Source organism: Corynebacterium intestinale, from assembly GCF_023574125.1.
Lineage (GTDB): Bacteria > Actinomycetota > Actinomycetes > Mycobacteriales > Mycobacteriaceae > Corynebacterium > Corynebacterium hesseae.
In genome coordinates, this window is the sequence record NZ_JAMKFF010000007.1 from 84,315 (window position 1) to 109,915 (window position 25,601).

At 59.9% G+C, this 25,601-nt stretch carries 24 protein-coding genes; 13 read left to right on the forward strand and 11 right to left on the reverse strand.

From position 1 onward, the window contains the following. Positions 1-90 precede the first annotated feature (90 nt). From M5J06_RS08775 to M5J06_RS08805, 7 genes are all read right to left on the reverse strand, one after another. A complete protein-coding gene (locus M5J06_RS08775; protein ID WP_158396823.1) occupies positions 91-1,578 on the reverse strand; it encodes an NAD-dependent succinate-semialdehyde dehydrogenase in 1,488 nt (495 codons plus the stop codon). Positions 1,579-1,587: 9 nt separating this feature from the next. After that, positions 1,588-2,373: an HpcH/HpaI aldolase family protein gene (locus M5J06_RS08780; protein ID WP_250224446.1), complete on the reverse strand. Its 786-nt coding sequence runs from the start codon at positions 2,371-2,373 to the stop codon at positions 1,588-1,590. Further along, the gene (gene hpaH / locus M5J06_RS08785; protein WP_046648741.1) at positions 2,358-3,143 is read right to left on the reverse strand and encodes a 2-oxo-hept-4-ene-1,7-dioate hydratase; all 786 of its coding nucleotides are present in this window, start codon (positions 3,141-3,143) and stop codon (positions 2,358-2,360) included. The genes M5J06_RS08780 and hpaH overlap by 16 nt, the downstream gene beginning before the upstream one ends. Positions 3,144-3,299: 156 nt before the next feature. Then, on the reverse strand, positions 3,300-4,376 hold the full coding sequence (gene hpaD / locus M5J06_RS08790) for a 3,4-dihydroxyphenylacetate 2,3-dioxygenase (protein ID WP_250224447.1): 1,077 nt from the start codon (positions 4,374-4,376) through the stop codon (positions 3,300-3,302). A gap of 47 nt (positions 4,377-4,423) precedes the next feature. Further along, positions 4,424-5,938, reverse strand: a complete 1,515-nt coding sequence (hpaE, locus tag M5J06_RS08795) for a 5-carboxymethyl-2-hydroxymuconate semialdehyde dehydrogenase (protein WP_070533651.1) — start codon at positions 5,936-5,938, stop codon at positions 4,424-4,426. A 16-nt stretch (positions 5,939-5,954) separates the two neighbouring features. After that, on the reverse strand, positions 5,955-6,617 hold the full coding sequence (locus M5J06_RS08800; protein WP_250224448.1) for a GntR family transcriptional regulator: 663 nt from the start codon (positions 6,615-6,617) through the stop codon (positions 5,955-5,957). Continuing rightward, positions 6,614-8,089: a fumarylacetoacetate hydrolase family protein gene (locus tag M5J06_RS08805; RefSeq protein WP_250224449.1), complete on the reverse strand. Its 1,476-nt coding sequence runs from the start codon at positions 8,087-8,089 to the stop codon at positions 6,614-6,616. Before M5J06_RS08805 ends, M5J06_RS08800 begins: the two co-directional genes overlap by 4 nt. Positions 8,090-8,213: 124 nt before the next feature. Between M5J06_RS08805 and M5J06_RS08810 the strand changes: the two genes are divergently transcribed. The 8 genes from M5J06_RS08810 (at position 8,214) to trpA (ending at position 18,662) form a co-directional block, all read left to right on the forward strand. Then, positions 8,214-9,578 carry an MFS transporter gene (locus tag M5J06_RS08810; RefSeq protein WP_070596454.1) on the forward strand — a complete coding sequence of 455 codons (1,365 nt, stop codon included), beginning with the start codon at positions 8,214-8,216 and terminating at the stop codon, positions 9,576-9,578. Positions 9,579-9,800: 222 nt separating this feature from the next. Next, complete coding sequence (locus M5J06_RS08815; RefSeq protein ID WP_239249208.1) at positions 9,801-11,651, forward strand: FAD-dependent monooxygenase; 1,851 nt, start codon at positions 9,801-9,803, stop codon at positions 11,649-11,651. 396 nt (positions 11,652-12,047) lie between these two features. Then, a complete protein-coding gene (locus tag M5J06_RS08820; protein WP_193634773.1) occupies positions 12,048-13,547 on the forward strand; it encodes an anthranilate synthase component 1 in 1,500 nt (499 codons plus the stop codon). After that, on the forward strand, positions 13,544-14,188 hold the full coding sequence (locus tag M5J06_RS08825; protein ID WP_070596448.1) for an anthranilate synthase component II: 645 nt from the start codon (positions 13,544-13,546) through the stop codon (positions 14,186-14,188). The genes M5J06_RS08820 and M5J06_RS08825 overlap by 4 nt, the downstream gene beginning before the upstream one ends. After that, positions 14,188-15,225, forward strand: coding sequence for an anthranilate phosphoribosyltransferase (gene trpD, locus M5J06_RS08830; RefSeq protein ID WP_070596446.1), 1,038 nt, complete (start codon positions 14,188-14,190; stop codon positions 15,223-15,225). The genes M5J06_RS08825 and trpD overlap by 1 nt, the downstream gene beginning before the upstream one ends. Then, positions 15,203-16,585 (forward strand): bifunctional indole-3-glycerol-phosphate synthase TrpC/phosphoribosylanthranilate isomerase TrpF, encoded by a 1,383-nt coding sequence (trpCF, locus tag M5J06_RS08835; RefSeq protein ID WP_250224450.1) that lies wholly within the window; start codon positions 15,203-15,205, stop codon positions 16,583-16,585. Before trpD ends, trpCF begins: the two co-directional genes overlap by 23 nt. Before the next feature lie 32 nt (positions 16,586-16,617). Further along, complete coding sequence (gene trpB, locus M5J06_RS08840) at positions 16,618-17,832, forward strand: tryptophan synthase subunit beta (protein WP_250224451.1); 1,215 nt, start codon at positions 16,618-16,620, stop codon at positions 17,830-17,832. After that, positions 17,832-18,662, forward strand: coding sequence for a tryptophan synthase subunit alpha (gene trpA / locus M5J06_RS08845; protein ID WP_070563645.1), 831 nt, complete (start codon positions 17,832-17,834; stop codon positions 18,660-18,662). Before trpB ends, trpA begins: the two co-directional genes overlap by 1 nt. Before the next feature lie 225 nt (positions 18,663-18,887). Here the strand turns inward: trpA and M5J06_RS08850 are convergent, their stop codons facing one another. Both M5J06_RS08850 and M5J06_RS08855 read right to left on the reverse strand, forming a co-directional pair. Beyond that, positions 18,888-20,006, reverse strand: coding sequence for an HNH endonuclease signature motif containing protein (locus tag M5J06_RS08850; protein WP_250224452.1), 1,119 nt, complete (start codon positions 20,004-20,006; stop codon positions 18,888-18,890). A gap of 451 nt (positions 20,007-20,457) precedes the next feature. Continuing rightward, positions 20,458-21,693: a dicarboxylate/amino acid:cation symporter gene (locus M5J06_RS08855; protein WP_070533630.1), complete on the reverse strand. Its 1,236-nt coding sequence runs from the start codon at positions 21,691-21,693 to the stop codon at positions 20,458-20,460. A 157-nt stretch (positions 21,694-21,850) separates the two neighbouring features. On the opposite strand from M5J06_RS08855, the gene M5J06_RS08860 reads away from it, so the two are divergent. From M5J06_RS08860 to M5J06_RS08880, 5 genes are all read left to right on the forward strand, one after another. Next, complete coding sequence (locus tag M5J06_RS08860) at positions 21,851-22,315, forward strand: SdpI family protein (protein ID WP_250224453.1); 465 nt, start codon at positions 21,851-21,853, stop codon at positions 22,313-22,315. 223 nt (positions 22,316-22,538) lie between these two features. Then, positions 22,539-22,763, forward strand: a complete 225-nt coding sequence (locus tag M5J06_RS08865; RefSeq protein WP_070563654.1) for a hypothetical protein — start codon at positions 22,539-22,541, stop codon at positions 22,761-22,763. Between the two features lie 52 nt (positions 22,764-22,815). Then, on the forward strand, positions 22,816-23,187 hold the full coding sequence (locus M5J06_RS08870) for a Rieske (2Fe-2S) protein (protein WP_070521874.1): 372 nt from the start codon (positions 22,816-22,818) through the stop codon (positions 23,185-23,187). 76 nt (positions 23,188-23,263) lie between these two features. After that, positions 23,264-24,223 (forward strand): bile acid:sodium symporter family protein, encoded by a 960-nt coding sequence (locus M5J06_RS08875; protein ID WP_250224454.1) that lies wholly within the window; start codon positions 23,264-23,266, stop codon positions 24,221-24,223. 6 nt (positions 24,224-24,229) lie between these two features. Next, positions 24,230-24,538, forward strand: coding sequence for a hypothetical protein (locus M5J06_RS08880; protein WP_070521880.1), 309 nt, complete (start codon positions 24,230-24,232; stop codon positions 24,536-24,538). Here the strand turns inward: M5J06_RS08880 and M5J06_RS08885 are convergent. Beyond that, complete coding sequence (locus M5J06_RS08885; protein WP_070565638.1) at positions 24,535-24,867, reverse strand: branched-chain amino acid transporter permease; 333 nt, start codon at positions 24,865-24,867, stop codon at positions 24,535-24,537. The genes M5J06_RS08880 and M5J06_RS08885 overlap by 4 nt on opposite strands. Next, a complete protein-coding gene (locus M5J06_RS08890) occupies positions 24,867-25,568 on the reverse strand; it encodes an AzlC family ABC transporter permease (protein ID WP_070565636.1) in 702 nt (233 codons plus the stop codon). Before M5J06_RS08890 ends, M5J06_RS08885 begins: the two co-directional genes overlap by 1 nt. Positions 25,569-25,601: the final 33 nt, after the last annotated feature.

The window sequence follows — 25,601 nt, forward strand, 5'->3', positions numbered from 1 at the left end:
CATCAGCGCGAATACTATGCGCAAAAGACAATGCTGGCACCTCTCACAAAGGAGGTGCCAGCATCATTATCAGCGGATTTAATGCACTATTTATGCATTCGCGTACGGGTCGCGCATAGCGATGTACTGCAGCGAGGTGTACTCGTCCAGGCCCTCAGCGCCGCCCTCGCGGCCCATGCCGGACTGCTTCACGCCACCGAATGGGGCAGCGGCGTTGGAGATGACGCCAGCATTGAAGCCCATGAGGCCGAACTCAAGGCCGTCACCGATGCGCCACATGCGGTCCGAATCCTCGGTAAACACGTAGGAGGCCAATCCGTACTCGGTGTCGTTAGCAATCTCAATTGCTTCCTTCTCATCGGAGAAGGTCAGGATCGGAGCAATCGGGCCGAAGATCTCCTCCTGTGCCACGCGGGCATCACGAGGAACGTTCGTCAGAACGGTCGGGGCGTAGAAGTAACCCTTGCCCTCACCCGGCTTACCACCGACGAGGGCCTTGGCGCCCTTGGCCACGGCATCGTCGACAAGCGCGGTGATGTTATCCAGCGCCTTCTGCTCCACGAGCGGACCACAGGTAACGCCCTCGTCGAGGCCGTTGCCCACCTTGAGCTCACCGATGCGCTTGGCGAACTTCTCCGCGAACTCATCAGCGATGGACTCGTGAACGATGAAGCGGTTGGCGGCGGTGCAGGCCTCACCGATGTTGCGCATCTTGGCGCCCATTGCGCCCTCGACGGCCTGGTCAATGTCGGCGTCCTCAAAGACGATGAACGGAGCGTTGCCGCCCAGCTCCATCGAGGTACGCAGGACATTGTCGGCAGCGGCCTTGAGCAGGGTCTTGCCCACCGGGGTGGAGCCGGTGAAGGAAACCTTGCGCAGACGAGAATCCGCCATGATCGGCTCGGAGATAGCAGACGCAGACTTACCGGAGACCACGTTGACCACGCCAGCCGGAACGCCAGCATCAATCATGGTCTGTGCGAAGTACTGAGTGGTCAGCGGCGTCAGCTTGGCCGGCTTAACCACCATGGTGCAACCAGCGGCGATGGCCGGTGCAATCTTACGGGTAGCCATGGCCAGCGGGAAGTTCCACGGAGTGATGAGCAAGCACGGGCCCACCGGCTTACGACGGGTCACCATGCGCAGGGTGCCCTCCGGCGCCGGCAGGGTACGGCCGTAGTCACGAACGGCCTCCTCGCTGAACCAGCGCAGGTACTCAGCGCCGTAAGTAACCTCACCGTAGGACTCCGCCAGCGGCTTGCCCATCTCCAGGGTCATCAGCGCAGCGAACTCGTCCTTGCGCTCCTGCACCAGGTCAAAAGCACGGCGTAGCAGGTTAGAACGCTCGCGGGTAGACGTGCGTGCCCACTCATCCTGCACGGCGCAGGCGGCGTCCAGAGCCTTCTTCGCATCCTCGGAAGTAGCGGAAGCAAGGGTAGCGATGACCTCACCGGTCGCCGGGTTTTCCACATCGAAAGTGGAGCCATCGGAGGCGTCTACCCATTCACCGTTAATCAGCAAGCCAGTCGGAACCTTGGCCAGCAGCTCGTCAATATTGACCTTGTTGTTTTCACTCATGGTTCTTTTTTACCCTCCCAAATGGAATTTGTCTGCCAGTTGGCGTGCCGCACCCGAAAGAAGTTGAACATCCGCCCCAACCAGGGCAAATGATGCACCAGAAGCCATGTATTTCTGGGCCTGTTCAAGGTTGAAGGCGTTGACGCCTACCTTCTTTCCGGAAGCGCGCACGGCCTCAAATGTGTGATTAACCGCCTCGATCACATCCGGATGGGTCTGCTGACCCAGCAGCCCCATGGAGGCCGCCAGATCCGAGGGGCCGACGAAGATGTTGTCTACTCCATCCACGGCCACGATCTCTTCCACGTTCTCCACCGCAGTGGCGGATTCAATCTGCACCGTGAGGCTCACCGTGTCTGAGGCATTGGCGAGGTAGTTCTCCACGCCGTTCCAGCGTGAGGAGCGGGCCAGCGCCGAGCCCACGCCGCGCACGCCGCGGGGAGGGTAGTGCATGGCCGCTACGGCCGCTTCGGCTTCCTCGGTGGTATCAATCATGGGCACCATCAAGTTTTGTACACCCAGGTCAAGGTACTGTTTGATAAGCGCCGTGTTATTCACGGGCACGCGGACCACGCGCGTCAAGCCGTAGGCGTCGGTAGCCCGCAGCAGAGAGAGGATGGTTTCGAGGCCATAGGGCGAGTGCTCGCCGTCGATCAGCGTCCAGCTAAAGCCAGCCGAGGCGATGATCTCCGCCGCAGCCTCCGAGCCGGAACAGATCCATGCGCCAACGAGCGGCTGCTCGGCCTTTGCAAGAACGTCCGCGAAAGTGGGCGGCAGCTTTACTGGAATCGGCATGTGATGGACCCCAACTTTCCATAGTCTGCATGGACGGTATCGCCCGGTTCGACCCACATGGGCTTGGTGAAGGAACCGGCCAGGATGATGTCACCGGCGGCAAGGCTATCGCCGTGCGCGTGAAGCTTGTTGGCAAGCCAAGCCACGCCCATTGCCGGGTGGTTGAGCACAGCCGCGGCCACACCCGTATCTTCGATGGACTCGTTGCGGTAGAGCAGCGCGGACACCCAGCGCAAGTCGACGTCCGCGGGATCCACCGGGTTGCCGCCGTAGATCATGGCGCCGAGGGCTGCGTTATCCGAAATGGTGTCGACAATGGTGCGTCCCTCCATCTCGATGCGGGAGGAGAGGATCTCCAGAGCAGGGACGACATACTCAGTAGCGCGCAGCACGTCGAAGATGCTGCAATTCGGTCCCTTGAGCTCCTCCTTGAGTACGAAGGCCAGCTCAACCTCGATGCGGACGTTGGAGAACTGCGCGTGCTCGATAGTGGAGCCGTTCTCATAAACCTGGTCTTCAAAGATTGCGCCGTAGTCCGGCTCGGTGATTCCCGTGGCCTCCTGCATAACCTTGGAGGTCAGGCCAATCTTACGACCGACGAGACGGCGCCCGTCTTCGATGCCGCGGCGCACCCACTCGCGCTGCACCGCGTAGGAGTCCTCAATGCTCATCTCCGGGAAACGGGCGGTCAGCAGCGGGACCATCGACCGGTCCTTTTCGGCTTGCGCCAATTCATCTGCGATAGCGATGTGCTGTTTCTCATCCAGCATGTATTTCGCTCCTTACTGTGTTATTGAACGTGACTGTGGTGTTGTAATGGTTGTTAAACGTTGCGGTTTCACGTGAAACGACAACGCGGCCCCGCGTTATGTGCGCATTATCGACGCCGCGGGACCACGTTAATCAACCTGAGTGCTTAGGCCGTTTTAGAGCTGGTTACCCAGCTTGTACTCGCCTTGCTTCCACTCCGGCATCTCCTCCGCATCTTCCTTGCGGGTGTAGGAGAAGCCATCCGCGCCAATGGTGGCCTCCAGCTCGGACTCATCCTCACGGGCAACCAGCGGCACCGGGTTTCCATCCAAGTCGAGGACCGTGGAGCCATCGCGGTACCAAGAAGGAACAACCGGGGTTCCCCACCAGTCGCGGCGCTGGTTATCGTGGACATCCCAGGTCACGACCGGGTTATCCGGGTCGCCGGTGTAGTAGTCCTGGGTGTAGATTTCTACGCGGTGCCCATCCGGGTCACGCAGGTACAGGTAGTACGCGTTGGAAACACCGTGGCGGCCCGGGCCGCGCTCAATACGGTCGGACTCGCGCAGCGCACCCAACTTGTCACAAATCGCGATGATGTTGTGCTTCTCGTGGGTAGCAAACGCGATGTGGTGCATACGCGGGCCATCGCCACCGGTCATGGCGGTGTCGTGCACCGTCGGCTTACGGCGCATCCATGCGGCGTAAACAGTTCCCTCCTCATCGCGGATGTCCTCGGTGGTGCGGAAGCCGAGCTCCTCCATGTACTTCACAGCGGAAGGAACGTCCGGGGTGATCTGGTTGAAGTGGTCGAGGCGTACCAGCGCACCAGGGATGTGGGCGTCGTATGCCCAGGCAAGACGCTCGACGTGCTCTACCTCGTAGAAGAACTCGTACGGGAAGCCCAGCGGGTCCTGGACGCGGACGGAATCACCGATGCCCTTGACAAAGCCATCCTTGTTGCGGCGCACCTCACAGCCGCGCGCCTTGTAGAATTCCTCCGCGAGGTCCAGGTCTTCCGGGGAACGGACGCGGAAGGAGAACGCAGCGACGGCAGCGACAGGGCCCTGACGCAGCACGAGGTTGTGGTGGATGAACTCCTCGTAAGTGCGGAGGTAGATTTCGTTCTCGTTCTCCTCGGTGACGACAAGACCGAGGGTGTCAACGTAGAACTTTCGGGAAGCAGCGAGATCGGTAACGATGATCTCCATGTAGGCACAACGCAGAATATCGGGGGCCTGAATGTCAGCCATGATGGCTCCTTAGTTAGTTAGTGGTGGGGGAGTAGAGAGTGGACGGCTTAGTCCTGCTTGCCAAAGACCGGGTTGTGTACCTTGTCCAGGTTGATGTGAACGGCCTGCTGGTCGGTGTAGAAGTCGATCGAGCGGTAGCCGCCCTCGTGGCCCAGGCCGGAGGCCTTGACGCCGCCGAATGGGGTGCGCAGGTCACGGACGTTATTGGAGTTGAGCCACACCATGCCGGCCTCAACGTTCTGAGCGAAGTTGTGGGCGCGCTTCAGATCCGAGGTCCACACATAGGCCGCAAGGCCGTACTTCGTGTTGTTGGCCAGCTCGAGTGCTTCCTCATCGGTATCAAACGGGGTGATGGCCACGACGGGGCCGAAGATCTCTTCCTGGAAGATGCGGGCGTCCGGCTTGACGTCAACGAAGACGGTCGGCTGAACAAAGTTGCCTTCCTCGAAACCTTCTGGGCGCTCGCCGCCGGCGGCCAGGGTGGCCTCCTGCTTGCCGATCTCGATGTAGGAGGTGACCTTTTCGTAGTGCTCCGGGTGTACCAGGGCACCAACCTCGGTGGTCGGATCGGAGGGCAGGCCCACCTTCACGCGCTTAGCCTGTGCGGTGTAGCGCTCCACGAACTCGTCGTAGATATCCCGCTGAACCAGGATGCGGGAGCCGGCGGTGCAACGCTCACCGTTGAGGGAGAAGACGCCGAAGATGCAAGCATCGATCGCGGTCTCCAGGTCGGCATCGCTGAACACGATGGCGGGGGACTTGCCGCCCAGCTCCATCGACAGGCCCTTGAGGTGCGGAGCCGCGTTGCCGAAGATGATCTGGCCGGTGCGGGACTCGCCAGTGAAGGAAATCAGCGGAACATCCGGGTGCTTGACCAGCGGGTCACCTGCATAGCCTTCCTCGCCGAAGCCGTTGACCAGGTTGAAGACGCCCTTCGGCAGGCCGGCCTCCTCAAAGATTCCTGCCCACAGCTGCGCAGAAAGCGGAGTGAACTCGGCTGGCTTGAGGACGACGGAGTTGCCGGTAGCGATGGCCGGAGCGAGCTTCCAGGACTCCAGCATGAACGGGGTGTTCCACGGGGTGATCAGGCCCGCGACACCAATCGGCTTGCGGTTAACGTAGTTGATCTGGCGGCCCGGGACTTTGTAGGCGTCGTCAGCCTGCGCCACGATCAAGTCGGCGAAGAAGCGGAAGTTCTCCGCTGCACGCTTGGCCTGACCGTTGGCCTGGGTAATAGGCAGGCCAGAGTCGAAGGATTCCCACGCGGCAAGCTTGTCCGCGCGTGTTTCGACGATGTCCGCAATCTTGTTCAAGACGCGGGCGCGCTCGCGCGGCAGGGCCTTGGACCACGGGCCGTTCTCAAAGGCATCCTTGGCTGCGGCCACCGCCTTCTCGATGTCTTCCGGCTTGCCGGAAGCAGCCTTGATGTAGGGCTTGTTAGTGACCGGATCCAGGACCTCGAATTCATCGCCGTCTACCGACGGGACAAACTCGCCGTTGATGTAATGAAGAATCTTCTCGGGGAGATCGGTGGGCTTAGCTGCATCGTTGTTCGTAGCCATGGGTGGTTTACACTCCTTAGTTGTTTTTCTTGCGATAGGTGCTGAGGGTGGTCAGTCTGTGTTGCCTGGCCACCTTTTCTATGTAGGTGGGTTCCGCGCCAGCCTCGATGAGGCTGAGCAATTGCTCGTGTTCGCGCGTGGACTCTTGGGCTCGCTCGGGCACGTACCGAAAGGTGGAGACGCGGTGGTATTCCAATTGCTTCCATTGGTCCACCACCAAGTTCTTCAGCCTCTCGTTCGGGCACTTGGAAAAGAGAACGCTATGAAATTCTTTGTTGAGCTGGGTAAATACGTCTGGATCGTGATGGACATCAAGCTCCCGCATGCGCTGGTTAATCTCCCGCGCTCGGGCAATATCCTCCGCGTCGAGATACGGGGCGGATTGGGCCGTGGCATTTGCTTCCAGCGTGGCCACGATGTCCATGGATTCGTAGTAGGCCTCGCGATTGTAGGTGGTCACGCTGGCACCGACGTTGCGTTCGTAGGTGACCATTCCTTCCGCCTCAAGCTGGCGAATAGCTTCGCGGACGGGGACCACGCTGATGCCCAGATCATCCGCGATTGCTGCCAGCACAAGACGGTAGCCAGGTTCATACTCGCGAGTACGAATCTTTTCACTTATCCAGTTATAGGCTTTCTGGGACTTGCTCTCCCCAGCTGGTGCCGCGGGTTCCGTCATTGACCACCCGCCTTTCCATCACGGAACGCGATGTAGGCTTCCTTGTTCGCTCCGGTCGGCGGGAAGAGGCCATCCAAGCTGGCGCCCGTCTCCACCTGGGTAGCAACCCACTCATCCTCGTGCTCCTTGGCCAGAGCGGCCTCGGCAACCTCGGCTGCGATGTCGCGGGGAATCACCACGACGCCGTCATCGTCGCCGACGATGATGTCACCGGGAAGGACGGTGGCGTTACCGCAGGAGACGGCGATGTCGCTATCCCACGGAACGTGTTTGCGTCCGAGAACGCAGGGGTGCGCGCCCTGGGTGAAGACGGGAAGGCCAATCTCCTTGACGGCCTCGTAGTCGCGCACGCCGCCATCGGTCACGACGCCGGCAGCACCGCGCACCTTGGCGCGCAGCGCCAGAATGTCACCGAGCGTTCCGGAACCGGATTCCTGGCGAGCCTCGATGACGATGACCTCACCCTCCTTGACCGTGTCGAAGACCTTCTTCTGCTCGTTGAGGCCGCCCCCGTGAGACTTGAACAGATCCTCACGGCCAGCCACGAAGCGCAAGGTGCGGGCGACGCCCACCATCTTGGTTCCCTTGGCTTGCGGGTACACGCCTTCGATCACGGATTGGTTGATTCCGCGCTTGCGCAGCTGAGCGGATAGGCCGGCGGTCGGGGCCTTCTCCAGAGCAGCCTTAAGCTCCGGGTCGAGGCCGCCCTCATCCTTGGGGGGAAGGCCAGCAGATTCGCGGTCACCGTAGGCATCCTCGCGCTGCTTATCGTCAACGTAGGGCAGATTGCCCAGCTGCGGATCGAAGGAGGCGGGGACTTCCTTCACGGTGGTCTTCAGCTTGCCGGAGCTCACGCCTCCTGGAACGTCGACCTCAACCTCCACGACGTCACCAGGCTCGATAACGGAAGATCCAGCAGGGGTGCCGGTGAGGATGATGTCACCGGTCTCCAGTGTCATGTGCTGGGAAAGGTCGGCAACAAACTGGGCGAGAGGGAAGATGAGGTCTTCATCGGACGAGGTTCCCTCCTGAACAACCTCGCCATTGACCCACGTGCGCAGGCGCAGGCCCTTGGGGTCGATCCCCTGGGCGTCGATAAGCTCCGGCCCAATGGGGGTGTACCCATCGCGCGACTTGGAACGGGTGTTGGAGCCCTTGTCCTGAACCTTGTAGTCATACAGGCCAATGTCGTTCGAGGCGGTCACGTAGGCAACGTGCTTCCACGCATCCTCGAGGGATACGTTGCGGGCCGGAGTGCCGATGATGAGTGCGATTTCGCCTTCGAAGGCCAACAGTTCGGTTCCTTCGGGGCGCTCGACTACCCCGTCCGACTCAGCCAGCGTGCTCGTCGCCTTGAGGAAGTAACTCGGGGTCTTGGGCCAGCGACCGCGCTGTGCCGCGCGGGACTCAAAGGCCACATGGACAGCGATCATTTTGCCCGGTTTAACCGGCAAGAACTCAGGTACAGCCATGAAGAATCCTTAATTGTGAACAAATCCTTGCCCAGATCGTATATTATCCTTGGCACCACCGCAAGTGGTTCAACTCACACGCTTTTCCGTATATGGCACACCCCATGCCGAAAGGAATCTCACTATGTCGCACGCAACTGTCACGCCGACAATTTCGACGGCCGAACGCCGCCGCGTCGTCGCCGCGACGACCATCGGTACCGCCATCGAGTGGTACGACTACTTCCTCTATGCAGCAGTGGCCGGACTCGTGTTCAACCACCTCATGTTCGGTCCGCTCGAAGGCGGCCTGGCCACCATCATCTCCTTCCTGACCGTTGGCTTGTCCTTCCTGTTCCGCCCGGTCGGCGCCTTCCTGGCCGGGCACTTTGCCGACCGCTTCGGACGCCGCGTGGTCCTCATGGTCACGCTCATCGCCATGGGCGGCGCAACCACCCTGATTGGCGTTCTGCCAACCTATGAAACCGCCGGCATCTGGGCGCCGATTCTCCTCATCACCTTGCGCATCATCCAGGGCATCTCTGCTGGTGGCGAATGGGGCTCCGCGGTGCTCATGGCAGTGGAACACGCCCCGACTGACAAGCGCGGCCTCTACGGCGCAGGCCCCCAGATCGGCGTGCCCGCCGGCCTGCTGCTCTCCTCCGGCGTGCTGTCCATCATGAACACCATCGCGCCTGGCGACGCCTTCATGGACTGGGGCTGGCGCGTTCCCTTCCTCCTCTCCTTCGTCCTCGTCTTGGTGGGCTACCTCATCCGCATGGGCGTCGACGAGTCCCCGGTGTTCGCGGAGATCGCGGAACGCGAAGAGGAAGAAGCCACCAACCCCATTGGCACGCTGTTTAAGAAGTTCACCCCGCTCGTCCTGGTCGCCGCGCTCGTCTTCGCAGGCAACGGCACCGTCGGATACATGACTACGGGCGGCTACATCCAGCGCTACGCCACCGACCCGGAGGGCCCCGTCGCACTCGACCGCGGTGATGTCCTCAACGCCGTGACCGTGTCTGCCTTCTCGTGGGCCTTGACCACTTTGTTCGCCGGTTTCATCTCGGACTACATCGGCCGCCGAAATACCTACCTCCTGGGATTCATCTTGCAGGGCATCGGCGCTGCCGCCCTCTTCCCACTGGTCAATACCGGAAGCCTCGGGCTTCTCTACGGCGCACTCCTCTTCCTCACCGTGGGCCTGGGCCTGACCTACGGCGCGCAATCCGCGATGTACGCAGAACTATTCCCCGCCTCGATTCGCGCCACGGGTGTGTCCATCACCTATGCCCTCGGCTCGGTCCTGGGCGGCGCCTTCGCCCCCATGATTGCCGCTTCGCTCGTCGAGGCAACTGGTACCACTTTTGCGGTGTCGGGCTACCTCGTATCTGCTTCGATCGTCGGCTTCATCTGCACCTTCATCCTGCGTGAGCGCAAGGGAATCGCGCTCGGCGCGGAACACGAGGCCGAGCAATCCCGAGGACACTTCATCTTCAGCCCGCGCTAGACGACGCCCCTCCACATGAGCCCTCACAGTTTCGCAAGGGCCATTGTGCGAGGCGGGCATATCATATATGATTCCCTTCTAAGACCCAGCTCACATCTCAGAGACGCCTTGAACTGAGTCACCACCCTCAAGAGCAAAGCTCACATGGCAGTAGGGGAGTGGCCGCTACCCCCACCACCCCTTCGTTCTCGTTCATTACAACCGCTGACTAAGGAGTCCACAGTGCAGTTCCACCACAATGGCTACGTTTCGGAAGACCCCCGCGTGCACGAGCCCGCCGGGTACGGCGTCGATCGCGCTTCTGAACTTCCAGATGAAATAGACGTTCTCATTGTGGGCTCCGGGCCCGCAGGCATGATCGCCGCGGCACAGCTCGCGATGTTTCCCAGCGTCAATACGCGCATCATTGAGCGTCGCCCGCATCGCCTCGAGCTCGGCCAGGCCGACGGCATCCAGTCCCGTTCCGTAGAGACCTTCCAGGCCTTTGGCTTTGCTAAGGAAATCACGGAAGAGGCCTATGAAATCACGGAGATGGCCTTCTGGAACCCGGATCCGAATGATCGCTCCAAAATTGTCCGCGGTGCCTGCCCTGTTGATGATGAACAAGGAATCTCCGAATTCCCACACCTCATTGTCAACCAGGCCCGTGTGTTGGATTACTTCGCCCGCTATGCACACCGCGCGCCCGGCCGCATCACCCCGGACTATGGCTGGAATTTTGTCTCCCTAGAGGTAGGGGAGGGCGAATACCCGGTGACGGTGCACCTCGAGGATGTCGACGGCAACCCGCGCGACGTTCGCGCTAAGTACGTCGTCGGTTGCGATGGCGCTAAGTCACGCGTCCGCAAGTCCATCGGCCGCTCGCTCAAGGGCGACCAGGCTAACCACGCGTGGGGTGTCATGGACGTTGTCGTTGACACCGATTTCCCGGACTGGCGCACCAAGTGCGCCATCCACTCCCAGGCCGGTTCTATCCTCCACATCCCGCGCGAGGGCGGCTACCTCTGCCGCGTGTACGTCGATCTCGGCGTGGTGCCAGAGGATGACAACCACAAGGTCCGCAACACGCCGATTGAGAAGATCATCGAGAAGGCGAACGAGATTTACGCCCCCTATTTCGTCGACGTCAAGATGGTGGCGTGGCATTCCGTCTACGAGGTGGGCCACCGCCTTGTCGACGCCTTCGACGATAACGACGACGACCCACGCGTCTTCCTCACCGGCGACGCCTGCCATACCCACTCGGCAAAGGCGGGACAGGGCATGAACGTCTCCATGCAGGATGGCTTCAACATTGGATGGAAGCTCGGCCACGTCCTCGACGGCCGCGCGCCGAAGGAGCTTCTCAGCACGTACCACGGTGAGCGCCAGCCGGCCGCCCAGAACCTCATCAACTTCGACCGCGAGTGGTCGACCCTCATGGCCACCCCGACAGAGGAGCTCGATGATCCGGAGGCAGTGGAGAAGTACTACGTTGCCGCGGAGGAGTTCGCCGCCGGCATGATGACGCAGTACGAGGAAAACCTGATCGTCGGCACTACCCAGCACCAAGATCTGGCTTCCGGCTTCCCGGTGGGCAAGCGCTTCAAGTCCTTTGAGGTCCTGCGCCGCTGCGACGCCTACCCTCAGCACCTGGGCCACCAGCACACCGCAGATGGCCGCTACCGCATCTACGCCTTCGCCGATGCCCCCAAGGCCGGCGAGGACTCCACGCTGAGCCAGTGGGCCGAGAAGGTCGGGCCCATCCTGGCCAAGTTCACCCCCGAAGGGGCTGACGAGAATACCTACTTCGATGTGAAGGCCATCTACCAGCAGACGAACCACCACGACTACGAGATTCTCGACGCCCCTCTTCTCTTCCGCCCCCGCAACGGCAAGTTCAATGTTCCGAATTGGGAGAACGTCTTCAACGCACTCCCCGGGGACAAGGACATCTTTGAAGGCCGCGGCATTTCCCGTTACGGAGCCGTCGTCATCGTTCGCCCGGACCAGTACGTCGGTGCCGTCCTCCCACTCGATGATCCATCAGCGGTCGAGGACTACTTCTCCTCCGCGCTCATCAAGCTCAAGTAGTTCCGCTCTCAAGCTCACGTAGCTTCACACGTGTCAGGGCCCGGCATCGTGCCGGGCCCTTTTTGCCGCCTTGCCGAAACCGCCCTCATGGACACAGGGGGTTGGGACCGCCAAGTACAGCACCTAGGTTTCACGTGAAACACTCACGCATCGGTCCCTTCAGCTCGTCCATCCGCTCACCACGGGGGTACCCGCCAGTGCATTATCTGTACGGCGGAAGGTATCGGTGTTAGAGTCAGTGATATGAAGAACACAGTTAACCTTTGGTGGTGGCGCGCGTAACCCGCGGGCCTCGTTGTTCTCCCATATTTAAGGCCCGCAGCTGCGGGCTTTTCGGCGTTTTGCTCTCTTGCGAAGCTCGCGGCAGCACACAAAACCGTTAAAGAAAGACAGAATATGCCGTACACAGCCACACGCGAGGTCAGGTACACATCCGACGCCAGCGCACTCTTTTATGCCCTCGCCACCCCACAGAACTCCCTGCTCTTAGAGTCCGCGGACATCGAGTCCAAGAAAAACCTCACGTGCATCGCCATCACCAAGGCCGCACTCAAGGTGGTGTGCCGGGGCCAGGAGGCCACCGCCACCGCGTTGACACCATCGGGTCACCTTCTTATCGACGAACTCCGCGCGGACTTCCAATCACGGATCATCCACAGCTCAGAAGGCAGCGTCACCTTCCGCTTCGCTCTCCCCACCGAGCACGACGAGCGCGCCCGCCTCCGCGCCACCTCCACCGCCGATATTCTGCGCACGTTGCAGTTCAGCCAGCTCTACTCCGGCGAGTCCCTCCCGTTCCTTGGTGGCGGATTCGCCTTCGACTACGTCGCGACGTTCGAAGAACTGCCACCGGTACCGGACGGCCCAAACGCGTATCCGGATTATGAGTTTCTCGTCGGCGAGCATGTCCTCACGGTGGACCACCTCACCAAGAGAGCAAAGATTGAGGGGTGGGGCGTCGACAAGCGCGCGCTCGAAGGGGAGCTCGACCGTGCCGCTGCCACCGAGCCCGTCACCCCAGAATCCCCGGCACCGCGCGAGACCATCAGCGCACGCGCCAGCATCGATGACGCTGCTTTCCGCCGCCACGTCGAGCGCCTCCAGGGCAACGTCCATGCCGGCGATATCTATCAGGTCGTTCCTTCCCGCGCCTTCAGCCTCGACTGCCCCGATGCCTTCGCCGCCTACCGCACGCTGCGGGAGACCAACCCCTCGCCGTACATGTTCTACCTGCGCGGGGAGGAACACGAGCTCTTCGGTGCGTCCCCTGAGTCCAACCTGAAGTACACGGCCTCTGACCGGCAGGTGCAGCTCTACCCGGTTGCCGGCACCCGTCCGCGCGGTGCGACCCACGAGCTGGATATCCGCAATGAGCTCGAGATGCGCACCGATTCCAAAGAGGTCTCGGAGCACATCATGCTGGTGGACCTGGCCCGCAACGACCTCGCTCGCGTCGCCGTCCCCGGCACCAGAAAGGTCGCCGACCTGCTCCAAGTGGACCGCTACTCGCGCGTGATGCACCTGGTCTCCCGAGTCGTCGCGACGCTGCACGAGGACTTCGATGCCCTCGACGCCTACCGTGCCTGCATGAACATGGGCACGCTGACCGGCGCGCCGAAATTGCGCGCGATGGAGCTCATCCGCGAAACCGAAGGTACTCGCCGCGGCTCCTTCGGCGGAGCAATCGGCTACCTGCGCGGCGATGGATCCATGGACAACTGCATCGTCATCCGCTCCGCCTACGTCAAGGATGGCACAGCCGTCGTCCAGGCCGGCGCGGGCGTCGTGCGCGATTCCGTCCCACAATCCGAGGCCGATGAAACGGTACATAAAGCCTACGCGGTGCTCAGCGCCATCGCCCAGGCACACAACGCATCTCTGGAGGTCATCCGATGAATCCGCACGTCGTCCTCATCGATAACCACGATTCCTTCGTCTACAACCTCGTCGACGCCCTCGCCGGCTATAACACCACCGTCTTCCGCAACATCGTGCCCGTGGAGGAGGTCCTCGCCGCCCAGCCCGATATCATCATCCTCTCGCCCGGCCCGGGTCATCCCCGCGACGCCGGATCGATGATGCAGCTTATCGACGCCACCCTCGGCCGCATCCCCATGCTCGGTATCTGCCTGGGCTTCCAGGCGCTCCTTGATCACTTCGGCGGCACCGTCGAGCCCTGCGGCCCAGTCCACGGTTCTTCCGTACCCATGACGCTGACCGACGCCGGCGCCAGCCACCCTCTCTTTCAGGGTCTCACCACCGATTCCGAGCCCGATAACCCGAACTATGTTGGGCGCCTCGTCCCCGTTGCGCGTTACCACTCCTTAGGTTGCGCGAACGTTCCCGCCCAGATGCGCAGTCTCGCCGAGACCGAGACCGCCATTGGTCCCGTCACCATGGCCGCAGAAACACTCGACGGCATGGCTCTCGGCCTCCAGTTCCACCCAGAATCACTCCTCACGCCGACGGGACCAATCATGATCGAGCGGTGTATTAATCAACTTTCTATTCACCCCACCATTGAAGGATCCAAGTAATGACTGACAATAAGGCACTGACGACATTGCAAGCCTTCCTCGACATCCAAGAGCCGACCTTGGAGCAAGCCATCGAGGTCTTCACCCCACTGACGGTAGGGGAGTATGACGATATCCATATCGCCGCTCTCCTGACCCACATCCGCACCCGCGGAGAGACCTTCGCTGATGTCGCCGGCGCGGCACGCGCTTTCATCAAGGCCGGCCGGCCTTTCCCTGTCACTGGCAAGGGGCTCATGGACACCGCGGGAACCGGTGGTGACGGCGCCAACACCATCAACGTCACCACCGGTGCATCGCTGGTCGCCTCCGCCGGCGGGGTCAAGATGGTCAAGCACGGCAACCGCTCTGTCTCCTCCAAGTCTGGCTCAGCCGACGTCCTGGAAGCCCTCGGCATCCCGCTTGATCTCGATCCCGAGCGCGCAGTCCGCCAGCTCGAGGCATCCAATTTCACCTTCCTCTTTGCGCCGGCCTACAACCCTGCCGTTGCCCACGTGCAACCGGTGCGCAAGGGCCTCGGCGTCTCCACTCTCTTCAACACCATGGGCCCGCTCCTGAGCCCCGGCCGCCCGGAGTTCCAAATCATGGGCATAGCCAACCCCGAGCAAGGCCAGCTCATCGCTGAGGTCTTCAAGGACCTCGGCCGCACCCGCGCGCTCGTGGTCCACGGTGCTGGCACCGATGAGATTGCCGTTCACGGCACCACCCAGGTCTGGGAGCTTCGCGACGGCACCATTAGCCACTACGAGCTCACCCCCGAAGACCTCGGCATTTCCCGCCACGAGTTGACCGACCTTGCCGGCGGCAACGGGGAAGAAAACGCGAAGGCCCTCCGGGCGGTCTTCGCCGGTACGGGCAAGCCGGCCCATCACGACGCGATCGTCGCCACCGCCGGTGCGATGTTCTATCTCAATGGCACGACCGACTCCATCCAAGAGGGCGTCGCGCACGCCAACCAACTCATCCAGGACGGCACCGTGGCCGCATGGCTGAAGAAGCACGAGGAGGCGAACTATGGCTCTGCCGACCGTGCTTGAGGGGATCGTCGCCAAGCGCCGCACGCATCTACCAGCCATCCGTGAGCGCCTCGCCCACGTGGACCTCACGGCTCTCCCGCGCTCCGAGCGTTCCTTCTACGACGCGCTCAACGGGACCAACCGTTTCATCATGGAATGCAAGTCCGCGTCCCCGTCACTCGGCCTCATCCGTGAGCATTATGAACCGGGAGCCATCGCCCGCGTATATTCGCGCTATGCCTCAGCCATCTCTGTTCTCTGCGAACCGGACCGTTTCGGTGGTGACTATGACCATTTGCAGACCGTGGCGCTGTCCACGCACCTGCCGGTCTTGTGCAAAGACTTCATTATCGATCCGATCCAGGTGTATGCCGCGCGTTACTTTGGCGCCGACGCCATACTGCTCATGATGTCCATCGTCGACGATGAAACCTATGCAGAGCTCAAACATTTGGCAGATTCCCTTGGGCTCGACGTTCTCACCGAGGCGATCACTGAGGACGAAGTCGAGCGCGCCACTGCCTTTGGCGTGGACGTCATTGGCATTAACAACCGCAACCTCCACGACCTCAGCATCGATCTCACCCGGTCCGAGCGCCTGTCTCGCTTTGTGCCCTCCGGCAAAGTTGTGGTTTCGGAATCCGGCATCCGCAACAATCAGACTGTGCGCCGCCTTGGGTCTCATGCCAACGCATTCCTTGTCGGCTCCCAACTCACGGGTACGCCTGATATCGATCGTGCTGCACGCGAGCTTGTCTATGGCCACAATAAGGTCTGCGGACTTACGGCGTGGTCTGCAGCTCAGGCCGCCCGCGCCGCCGGCGCAGTCTACGGCGGGCTTATCTTCGAAGAGGCATCGCCGCGCAATGTTTCACGTGAAACCGCGCTCGACATCATCGCCCACGAACCCGATCTCAGCTACGTCGCGGTCTCTCGCCGCACCACTGGCTGGGAGGAGCTCGCTTTCGACGGCATCTCCGCCCTGCAGATCCACGCCCCTTACCAGGGAAGCACATCCGCCGAACTTCAACTCATAGAGTCCGTCCGCGCGGTAGCGGGGGAGCGGCAGGTATGGCGCGCCATCGATATGACAGCGCCGCACGGCCCGGAGCTCGCCACTTCGCTTGCCGACGCCTCCGACATGCTCATCCTCGACTCTGGCGCCGGCGGTACGGGTAACTCCTTCGATTGGTCAACAATTCCCGACAACGTCAAAGAAAAGGCACTTCTCGCGGGTGGCCTTAAACCCGACAACCTTCACGATGCGCTAGGCGTTGGCACAGCCGGACTGGACATCAACTCCGGCGTGGAAGTTAACGGCAGGAAGGACACCGCCCTCATCGCTACGGCCTTCAACACCATTCGTCACTTTACGTATTAACCCCTAACCCAAACCTACCCAAAAGGAACACCATGACTAACCCACAGGACGCCAGGGAGACCATCCTTCCCGCGTATTTCGGCGAGTTCGGCGGACAATTTGTTCCCGAGTCTCTCATCCCCGCGCTCGACCAACTCGAGAAGGCCTTCGTCGATGCGCAAAACGATCCCGCCTTCCGCAAAGAACTGTCCAGCTATCTTCGTGACTATCTTGGCCGTCCCACCCCTCTCACCGAGGCAACCAAGCTCGGTGGAAAGGCACGTATTTTCCTCAAGAGGGAGGACCTCGTCCACGGCGGCGCCCACAAGACCAACCAGGTGATTGGCCAAGCGCTCTTGGCCAAGCGCATGGGAAAGACCCGCATTATCGCTGAGACCGGCGCGGGCCAGCACGGGACCGCGACTGCGCTCGCCTGCGCGCTGCTCGATCTTGAATGCGTCATTTACATGGGCGCTAAAGACGTCGAGAGGCAACAGCCCAATGTCTACCGCATGGAGCTCATGGGCGCGAAGGTCGTTCCGGTGGACTCCGGATCTGGCACCCTCAAAGATGCCGTTAATGAGGCGCTGCGCGATTGGACCGCAACGTTCCACGAATCCCACTACCTGCTCGGCACCGCTGCCGGCCCCCATCCTTTCCCCACGATTGTCCGCGAGTTCCACAGGGTGATTTCCGAGGAAGCCAAGGCCCAAATGCTTGAGCGCACGGGCGGGCTTCCCGACGTGGTCGTCGCCTGCGTCGGCGGCGGCTCCAATGCCATCGGCATGTTCGCGGATTTCATCGACGAGGAGTCGGTCGAACTCGTCGGTGCCGAGCCTGGGGGAGAGGGCCTCGATTCCGGACACCACGGTGCCACGATCAACAACGGAACCATTGGCATCCTCCACGGCGCCCGCTCCTACCTCATGCGAAATGCCGACGGTCAAGTAGAGGAGTCCTATTCCATCTCCGCTGGCCTCGATTACCCCGGCGTCGGTCCACAGCATGCTCACCTGGCGCAGACGGGCCGCGCCACCTATGTCGGCATCACCGACGCGGAGGCACTTGAAGCGTTCCAGATCCTCAGCCGCCGCGAAGGCATCATTCCCGCCCTTGAATCCTCACACGCCCTGGCCTATGCGCTTAAGCGCAAAGATGAGGACATCACCATTCTCGTTTCCCTTTCCGGGCGCGGCGACAAAGACATCGACCACGTCCGCCGCACCCTCGACGCGCACCCCGAATTCAAGATCACGGAGGACAAGTAATGAGCCGATACGAGAAACTCTTCTCCAACCTTGCCGCCCGCAATGAAGGGGCCTTCGTTCCCTTCATCATGTTGAGCGATCCCGACCCAGACACTGCCCTCGACATCGTTCGCGCGGCCGTCGCCGGCGGGGCCGATGCGCTCGAACTCGGCGTCCCCTTTTCGGACCCTGTTGCCGACGGTCCCACCATTCAGGCCTCACACATCCGCGCGCTCGAAGGAGGGGCAACGGTTGATTCCGCCATCGCCCAAATCCGCCAGATTCGAGCCGAATTCCCAGACCTTCCGATTGGCATGCTCATCTATGGCAATGTTCCCTTCACTCGTGGGTTGGAGACCTTCTACTCCGAGTTTCAAGAAGCGGGTGCTGATAGCATCTTGCTTCCCGACGTCCCCGTCCGCGAAGGCGCACCTTTCGTCGCCGCCGCCGACAAGGCCGGCATTGACCCGATCTTCATCGCCCCGGCACAAGCCTCGGAGCAGACCCTCCAGGGCGTGGCTCAATACTCGAGGGGCTACATTTACGCAATCTCTCGCGACGGCGTCACCGGCACCGAGAAGGAATCGGAAACCCGCGGGCTCGTTGATGTAGTGAACAACGTGAAACGCTTTGGTGGGGCACCGATTCTCCTTGGCTTTGGGATCTCAACCCCTCAGCATGTCGCCGATGCCATCTCCGCTGGCGCAGCTGGGGCCATCACCGGATCTGCTTTAACGAAGATTGTCGACGCTCACCTCGACGAGAACAACAAGCCCACCGACGGACTCGCCTCTGCAGTCACCGACTTCGTATCCAAGATGAAGGCTGCTACCAAGCGTGCCGTTGGCTAAGCGCTTTCCCGAACAATCCTGACCCACCTCGGCCTCTTCCATCACGTCGTGCGCCACCACGCGTCACGATGGAAGGGGTCGTTTCACGTGAAACAGCGCGTGTTCCATATGCACAAGCCCATCGGCTACCGTCGTTGTAGCCAGCAATCAATAATAATGCCGCCTTCTGTGCCTTCCAAAGCCTCCTTAATTCCCTAATCCCCAACAGCGATAGTCTCTTGGCCCTCAGAAGGGGATATCATCGGATGCGTTCGAGTAGCGATCCGCCGGGTCCGTCCTGTCGAAGACTTCGACCAACTCTCCGCCATCAAGCTCAACCTTCAAGGCTTTGGCCTCTTCGTGCATCTTCCGCCGGTGAGCAATGACGTCTTCCGCGACGGTTCGTGCCCACACCTTAGACGCCGGGGCCAGAGGGCCGGTTGCTTCAGTCACCGCCCAGGTGCCGTCCTCAAACAACCAGACAACATCACCAGTAACTGGGTCCAGGATATAGAAAGCCCGTCCGTCAGTTTTCATGTTGTGGTGGTGCTGACAAAGGGCAACCAGGTTAGATGGGTGCGTAGGGCCACCATCGGCGTAGTTAATCCTGTGGTCCAGTTGGCATGTCCACGCCGGTCGATTACAGCCAGGCGCCCGACAGGTCCCGTCGCGCCCTTCGACATACTTTCGCGTCACATCTGAGGGCTGGTAGCCTTCGCACGGTTCTGGTGCTTCACTAAAGTCTCTCGTCACAGTTCTCGACGCTGGGACTCCTTCACCGGTCCAGCCGTGTCCCTGAACATAGACCGGCGCTCCCTCCACGTCAGTGGCTTTGAATTCATGCACAACAACTTTTCCAGCCTCCGGCTGAATCTTGCCCGTAATGAGGAGAACTAAGGCATCCGCCATTGAGACGTCATGCTCCTTTGCAGCCAGCTTGATTGTCTCGTGGATTACGACGCCGACGTTGCTATCGACCTCTAACTCGATCGAGGCACGTTCTCCCCGGGTGAGGAGTGAATACCGGTTCTTCTTCCGCTTATCCCGGAACGCGATCGAATCATCCAAGACCTTAGCGATGTCGCGTACCTTGCGCCGAATCTTTTCTGCGCTGGGAAAAACATGGTTGGGTTTAGTCGGTGTTAGCCACGCCGCCAATTGACTATCGATCTCTGAGATAACTGACGGAATAGGGTTGCCCAGCTTTGCCAGTACTTGATCAATAGCAACCAAGGCTTGCATATCGAGTAGGTATTCAGAGTCTTGCATCGCCTTCACCTTCGGCAATTCACTGAGACGAATAAGCCCCATGACATTCCGCGCCACATGTGCCGGAGACTTTCCCGTCTTTTGACCAAGGGTCATAAATGCAGTGTCTGAATCTGCGTCGAGCGGTGGCTGGACACGTGACCAAAACTCATACTCTATTCTTCGCATGAGTTGACCCGCCATACATTCTGGATCATGCGGGTTTGAGTGAGAAAAATACGCAGTAGGTACCGAGGTTGAAGAATTTGTTGTGATTCCCATGGGGAGCTGCATCCCTAAATTAGCCGGATAATTGCTTCCCCCACTCCCACCTTCAGAATACCTGTTCTAAGCTCGTCTCACAAGAGTCATTTCGGTTTTCGGCGGAGTTTTTGGGGAGCTCCTTGCACGACCGAGCGGCCCGCGACGTCGGCAACAAGGCATACAAAAATCCCCCTCCCGCAGCCAACCTTCCAATTGATTGGTCTAGACGTATAGACCAGAAATGGAACGCAAGCTAGGGGAGGGGGAAGCTCTCAGGGTTTCACGTGAAACCTAAGCTTGAAACCTAAGCTTTGCTGAGCTCCTCGTCGGCAGCAGAGGCGTCGGCCTCGGCCTCCAATCCATCAATTTTATTACGAGCGAAACGGTCAACAATCATGGCGATAGCGCCGTCGCCAGTAACGTTCGCGGCCGTACCCACGGAATCGATAGCGATGTAAGCGGCAATCATCAGTGCCACCATCGAATCATCAAAGCCCATATTGGATTGCAACAGACCAACAGCAACCATCACGGCACCGCCCGGAACACCGGGGGCCGCGATCATCATGATTCCAAGAAGCAGGATGAAGCCCAAGGCCTTACCCAAATCTGCTTCCATACCATCTGCCATGTACACAATCGCGAAGGCGTACAACGTCAGCTTGATCATCGAACCTGACAGGTGAATGGTCGCACAGAGGGGGATGACAAAGCCAGCAACGGGCTTGGTAATACCGTTCTTCAACGTGGCGTCCAACGTCACCGGAATCGTCGCCGCCGAAGAGGAAGTACCCAACGCGGTGAAGTAGGCCGGTGCCATGTTCTTCAATGCGCGGAATGGATTCTTACCCGCAATTGCGCCGGCGATGATGTATTGAAGCACGAGGTAAACCAGCGTCATGAGGACCGCAAGCAAAAGAACCTTGGCAAAGGCGACGAGGACCGTCCCGATATTGCCATTCATACCCAAGGATAGGAACATGCCAAAGATATAGAACGGCAGGAGGGGAATCACAAAGCCCCAGATCACCTTGATGACGACGTTCTCAAATTCTTTAGTAATCGCGTAAAGGTTGTCGGATTTCACAGTGGTCATCGCCACGCCAACGCAGAAGGACAACAGCAGCGCCGTCATAACTTCGAATGGAGCCGGCATCTCAACGGTGAAGTAGGGCTCGAGCGCTCCGGCATCGATGTCAGCCACATCAGTGTTGAGCGTCTGCCCACCTAGCAACGTGGGGTACAGGACCTGGGTCAAACCGTAGGCAACGAGGCCCGCCACGATAGTGGAACCATACGCAATTCCGGCAGTAATACCCAGCCACTTGCCGGCACCGCGCCCGAGGCCCGCGATTGCCGGTGCCACGAGAGCAAGAATCAGAATGGGGATGAAGAAGCCAAGAAAATTCGAGAACAGTCCGTTGTATGTTGCGAAGGCCCTGCCGAACCACTCGGGGGCGAATTGGCTAACTATGATGCCCAAGACTATCGCTACGATAATCTTGAACAGCAGAGAGTTGAGAACACTCTTGAATGTCATGATTGAGTCTTTTCTATGGTTGATACCACTACGAGTTTCTCGCCCGGCGATAAACGCTTATTTATCTACCAAGCGACACGAAATGTATATTACAGCACGAAACGAATAAATTGAACCAGCTTTCTCGCTAGCTAGGAGGCGGGATAGACTTAGACGCATGCTCGTAGTCGGAATCATCTTCCTCATCCTTGCCGCGGTCCTCATCATCGTCGGCGTCCTTGCCACACTCCGTAAACTCCCCGGCAACAGTGTTGTTGGATTGCGTCTCGCGGAGATCCGCAAAACCCGGGAGGCATGGGACAACGCCCACGCTATTGCGGGCCCGTTCTGGTTCCTGGGAGGCATCGCTCTCGTTTTCGGTGGCGTTATCGCGCTTCGCGCCGAAGGTTGGATGTGGCTAATCCCCGCACTCACAGCCGTCGTAGCTATCCTCGCGCTCTCCATCGGCTCCAACATGGGTGCCCGCGCGGCCTACCTGTGGGACCAAGCCCATAAAGACGACGATGGTTGCGGCGATTCCTGCAACTGTGGCGACGGCGGCTGCGGGGGAGAGGCGCCGGCTGTCGACGTCTCCGCGATCCGTGCCGCGGCACAACACGCCGACAAGACGGGCCGAGACTAGAGCGGCTTTTTAAGCACAGTGACGTATTCTGGGCAGACAGAAGTCCCCATATGATTTCATCACAAACTATATTTTAGATGGCCAGCACAACATCGGGTAGACCCGATCATTGGTGTGGCCACCTTTCTTTGTCCTGTGCGAGCGCTGAGAGCTAAACATCAATTACGTGGGAACACGGCAGTGTGACGTGACAACAGGAGTCGGGCGGCGCACGATCGTGTTCATGACCAAGAGCACCAAAACTAAAGCGCTACGGCTCGTCGCTGCAACAGCGCTCAGCCTCAGCATCCTCGGCGCGGGGGCCACGTATGCACTCGCCGGAGAACGTCGCGGAGCACACAACGAAGCTGGGACGATCTATAGCGATGTCGGCACATCATACGGTGCCTACGATTTCAGCGGCAGCAGGGAAGAGGAGCTTCCCGTGTGGGACGGCAAACTTAGCTAACGGCACATTGTCCTCTCCCTACACAGCCGCTGAATCAGATAGAGTAATCCACATGACTACGTGTTCACGCCGCCTTTTCCTGCTCGGTACTGCGACTACCTTTGCTGGGGCCTACCTCGCCGCCTGTGGCAAGGAGCCTTCCGCGGAAGTCGCAGCGACGGAAATCCCCGTTGGCTCCGCCATCATTGTGGACAAGGTGATCTTCGCTCAACCCACCGAGGGAGAGTTCAAGGCATATTCACAGACCTGCCCACACCAGGGATCCCTCATCACGAAGATTGAAGGCTTGACCGCCACGTGCACGAGCCACTACTCAAGCTTTGACCTCAGCAGCGGCGAAGTCACCGGCGGCCCCAGCCCTAAACCGCTCACTGAGTACGGAGTGGAAAACAACGGGGGAACAGTCAAAAACGTCTCCGCCTAATGGATATCCCCGGAGACTCAGGGGGTTTGAAAAGATGTTTCACGTGAAACCGTGAGGGGCGTCTAGACTCTCTTCTATGATTGAGCGCCTTAAACGACTCGACCCCCTCATCGTCCTCATCCTGTGCGCCGTCGCAATCGCTATTGTTTTTCCCGCGCGGGGAAGCTTTGCGGACAGCTTCGATGTCCTCACGAATATAGCGATCGCCCTTCTCTTCTTCCTCTACGGCGCCCGACTCTCAACGCGCGAAGCCATCAACGGGATCAAACACTGGAAGCTCCATCTCACTATTCTGGCGTTTACCTTTGTGGTCTACCCAATCATCGGCCTCGCACTCAGGCCGCTCACCGCGTTCATCCCAAACGATCTTTACTTGGGAATTCTCTACCTCACGCTTGTACCGTCCACAGTGCAATCGTCGGTAGCCTTTACCTCAATCGCCCGCGGAAACGTCCCAGGAGCAATCGTCTCCGCGTCTGCGTCAAACCTCGCTGGAGTTTTGCTTACACCATTGCTAGTCATGGCGCTGATGGGCGCAGGAAACGGAATCCATATCGATAGCTCTGTTTTCTTTGAGATTTCTGTTCTTCTGCTCCTACCTTTCGTGCTCGGCCAGCTCACCAGAAAATGGGTGGGCAAACTCGCGGCAAGCAAAGCCACGAAAGTGGTGGACCGAGGCTCCATCGCGATGGTCGTCTATGCGGCCTTTTCTAAGGGAATGGTGGACGGGATCTGGGCGTCGATTAGCGTATGGCAGATTCTGTTTCAGATTGTCTTCTCAACAGCATTCGTCTTCTTTATGCTCTGGCTCACCAAGGCGGTCAGCCAGAAGCTGGGGTTCAACAGAGAAGACACCATTGCTATTCAGTTCTGCGGGTCAAAGAAATCCCTGGCCACCGGATTACCCATGGCCTCGGTGATTTTTGCCTCCGGCGGCACCTCGTTGGGGCTGCTCATCCTTCCTCTCATGATTTACCACCAGGTCCAATTGATGATCTGCGCGTCTATGGCGGCACGCTACGCCCGGGTAGAGTGAGAGCACATGAAAAAGCTTTATGTTCGCACCACCATGACCATCCCGGAGGTCGGCACCGCCACACACATCGCGGAGCTTGAGGAAATCAACGCTGAGGCCTGCTCCATGCTGCGCATGATCGCCCTCGCTCCGAATGACTCCATCGTCGGCGCTGCGACACCGGAGACCTCAGTGGGCAATGCCGAGGTCCCACAGCGCGTGGTTCCACACCCCGACACCTACGACGCATTCCCCGACATCAATGCCGAGCTTATCGACGCCTTCCAGTTCCACTCCTTGTGGACAGAGGCCATCGCCCTCTACGGGGACTTTTAAAGCACCACGTTCATCAACAGCATGTACACGGCGGTGCCTCCGAAGATGGACAAGCCGGAGTTGCGGCGCCACAGGTGCAACAGGGCAGTAGCCGCGGCACCTACAAGGGGAGCCACAAAGCTTCCCGTGTCTTGGGTCTGACTAAACAAGGTGTAAACCACCAGGACCGTCATCACACCCACGGGCATAGTGAAGCCCAGCATGCTGATGAATTGGCCATCCTTTAGGGCCTTCACAAAGGCGAAGGGAAGCCAGCGCAAAACAACCGTCACCACCCCGACGGGGATAAGCACGGCGAGGATGCTGAGCAGGGTTACTCCAGCTGGCATTAGGACTCCCTGCGTAGAATCATCGCGCTGTCGACACGAGGAGAGAGGTAGCGCACCACCAAGAGCAGGAAGTAGGCGCTCAGCGCCACCATGAGTAGCTGCCCTGGAAACAGACAGCCCGCGAGGACACCCAGGACCGCAGCAGACAGCGGAAGCGAGTAATCCATGTTGTTCTGGAAGGAATCAATCGCTAGGACAATGAACAAGGCAACGAGGGCGAAATCCAGACCCTTCACCGAGGGCGGAATAGCCTGGCCTGCCAGCGCACCAATGATGCCCGAGACAACCCACAGCACCTGGCAGAAAAGCTGCACGGTGAAGACAAATGCACCACTCGGGCGCGAAACACGGGGGAAGGCAGAAAGGACGGCATAGGATTCGTCGGTCAGCGCGTACGTGGAATAGGCGCGGCCGAAACGATTCCGAATCTCATCGCGCGGAAAGGTTAACCCGTAGAAGATGTGGCGGAAGTTCACCATGAAACCCGTCACCGCGGCAACGGCGGGCGTCACGCCGCCGGTCACCATGGAAATGGCGAGGAACTCCATCGAACCAGCGTAAATAACGATGGAAAAGATGGGGGTCCACCACCAGTCGAAACCGGTCTGGACCATGAGCACGCCGAAGGCGAGGCCCAGCGGCACCACCCCCACGGCGATGGGCATGCAGGTCCGTATTGCCTTGATGATCTCCGCACGCATGGCAGAGATGTTAGCGCAGAGGGCGGAGAGGAA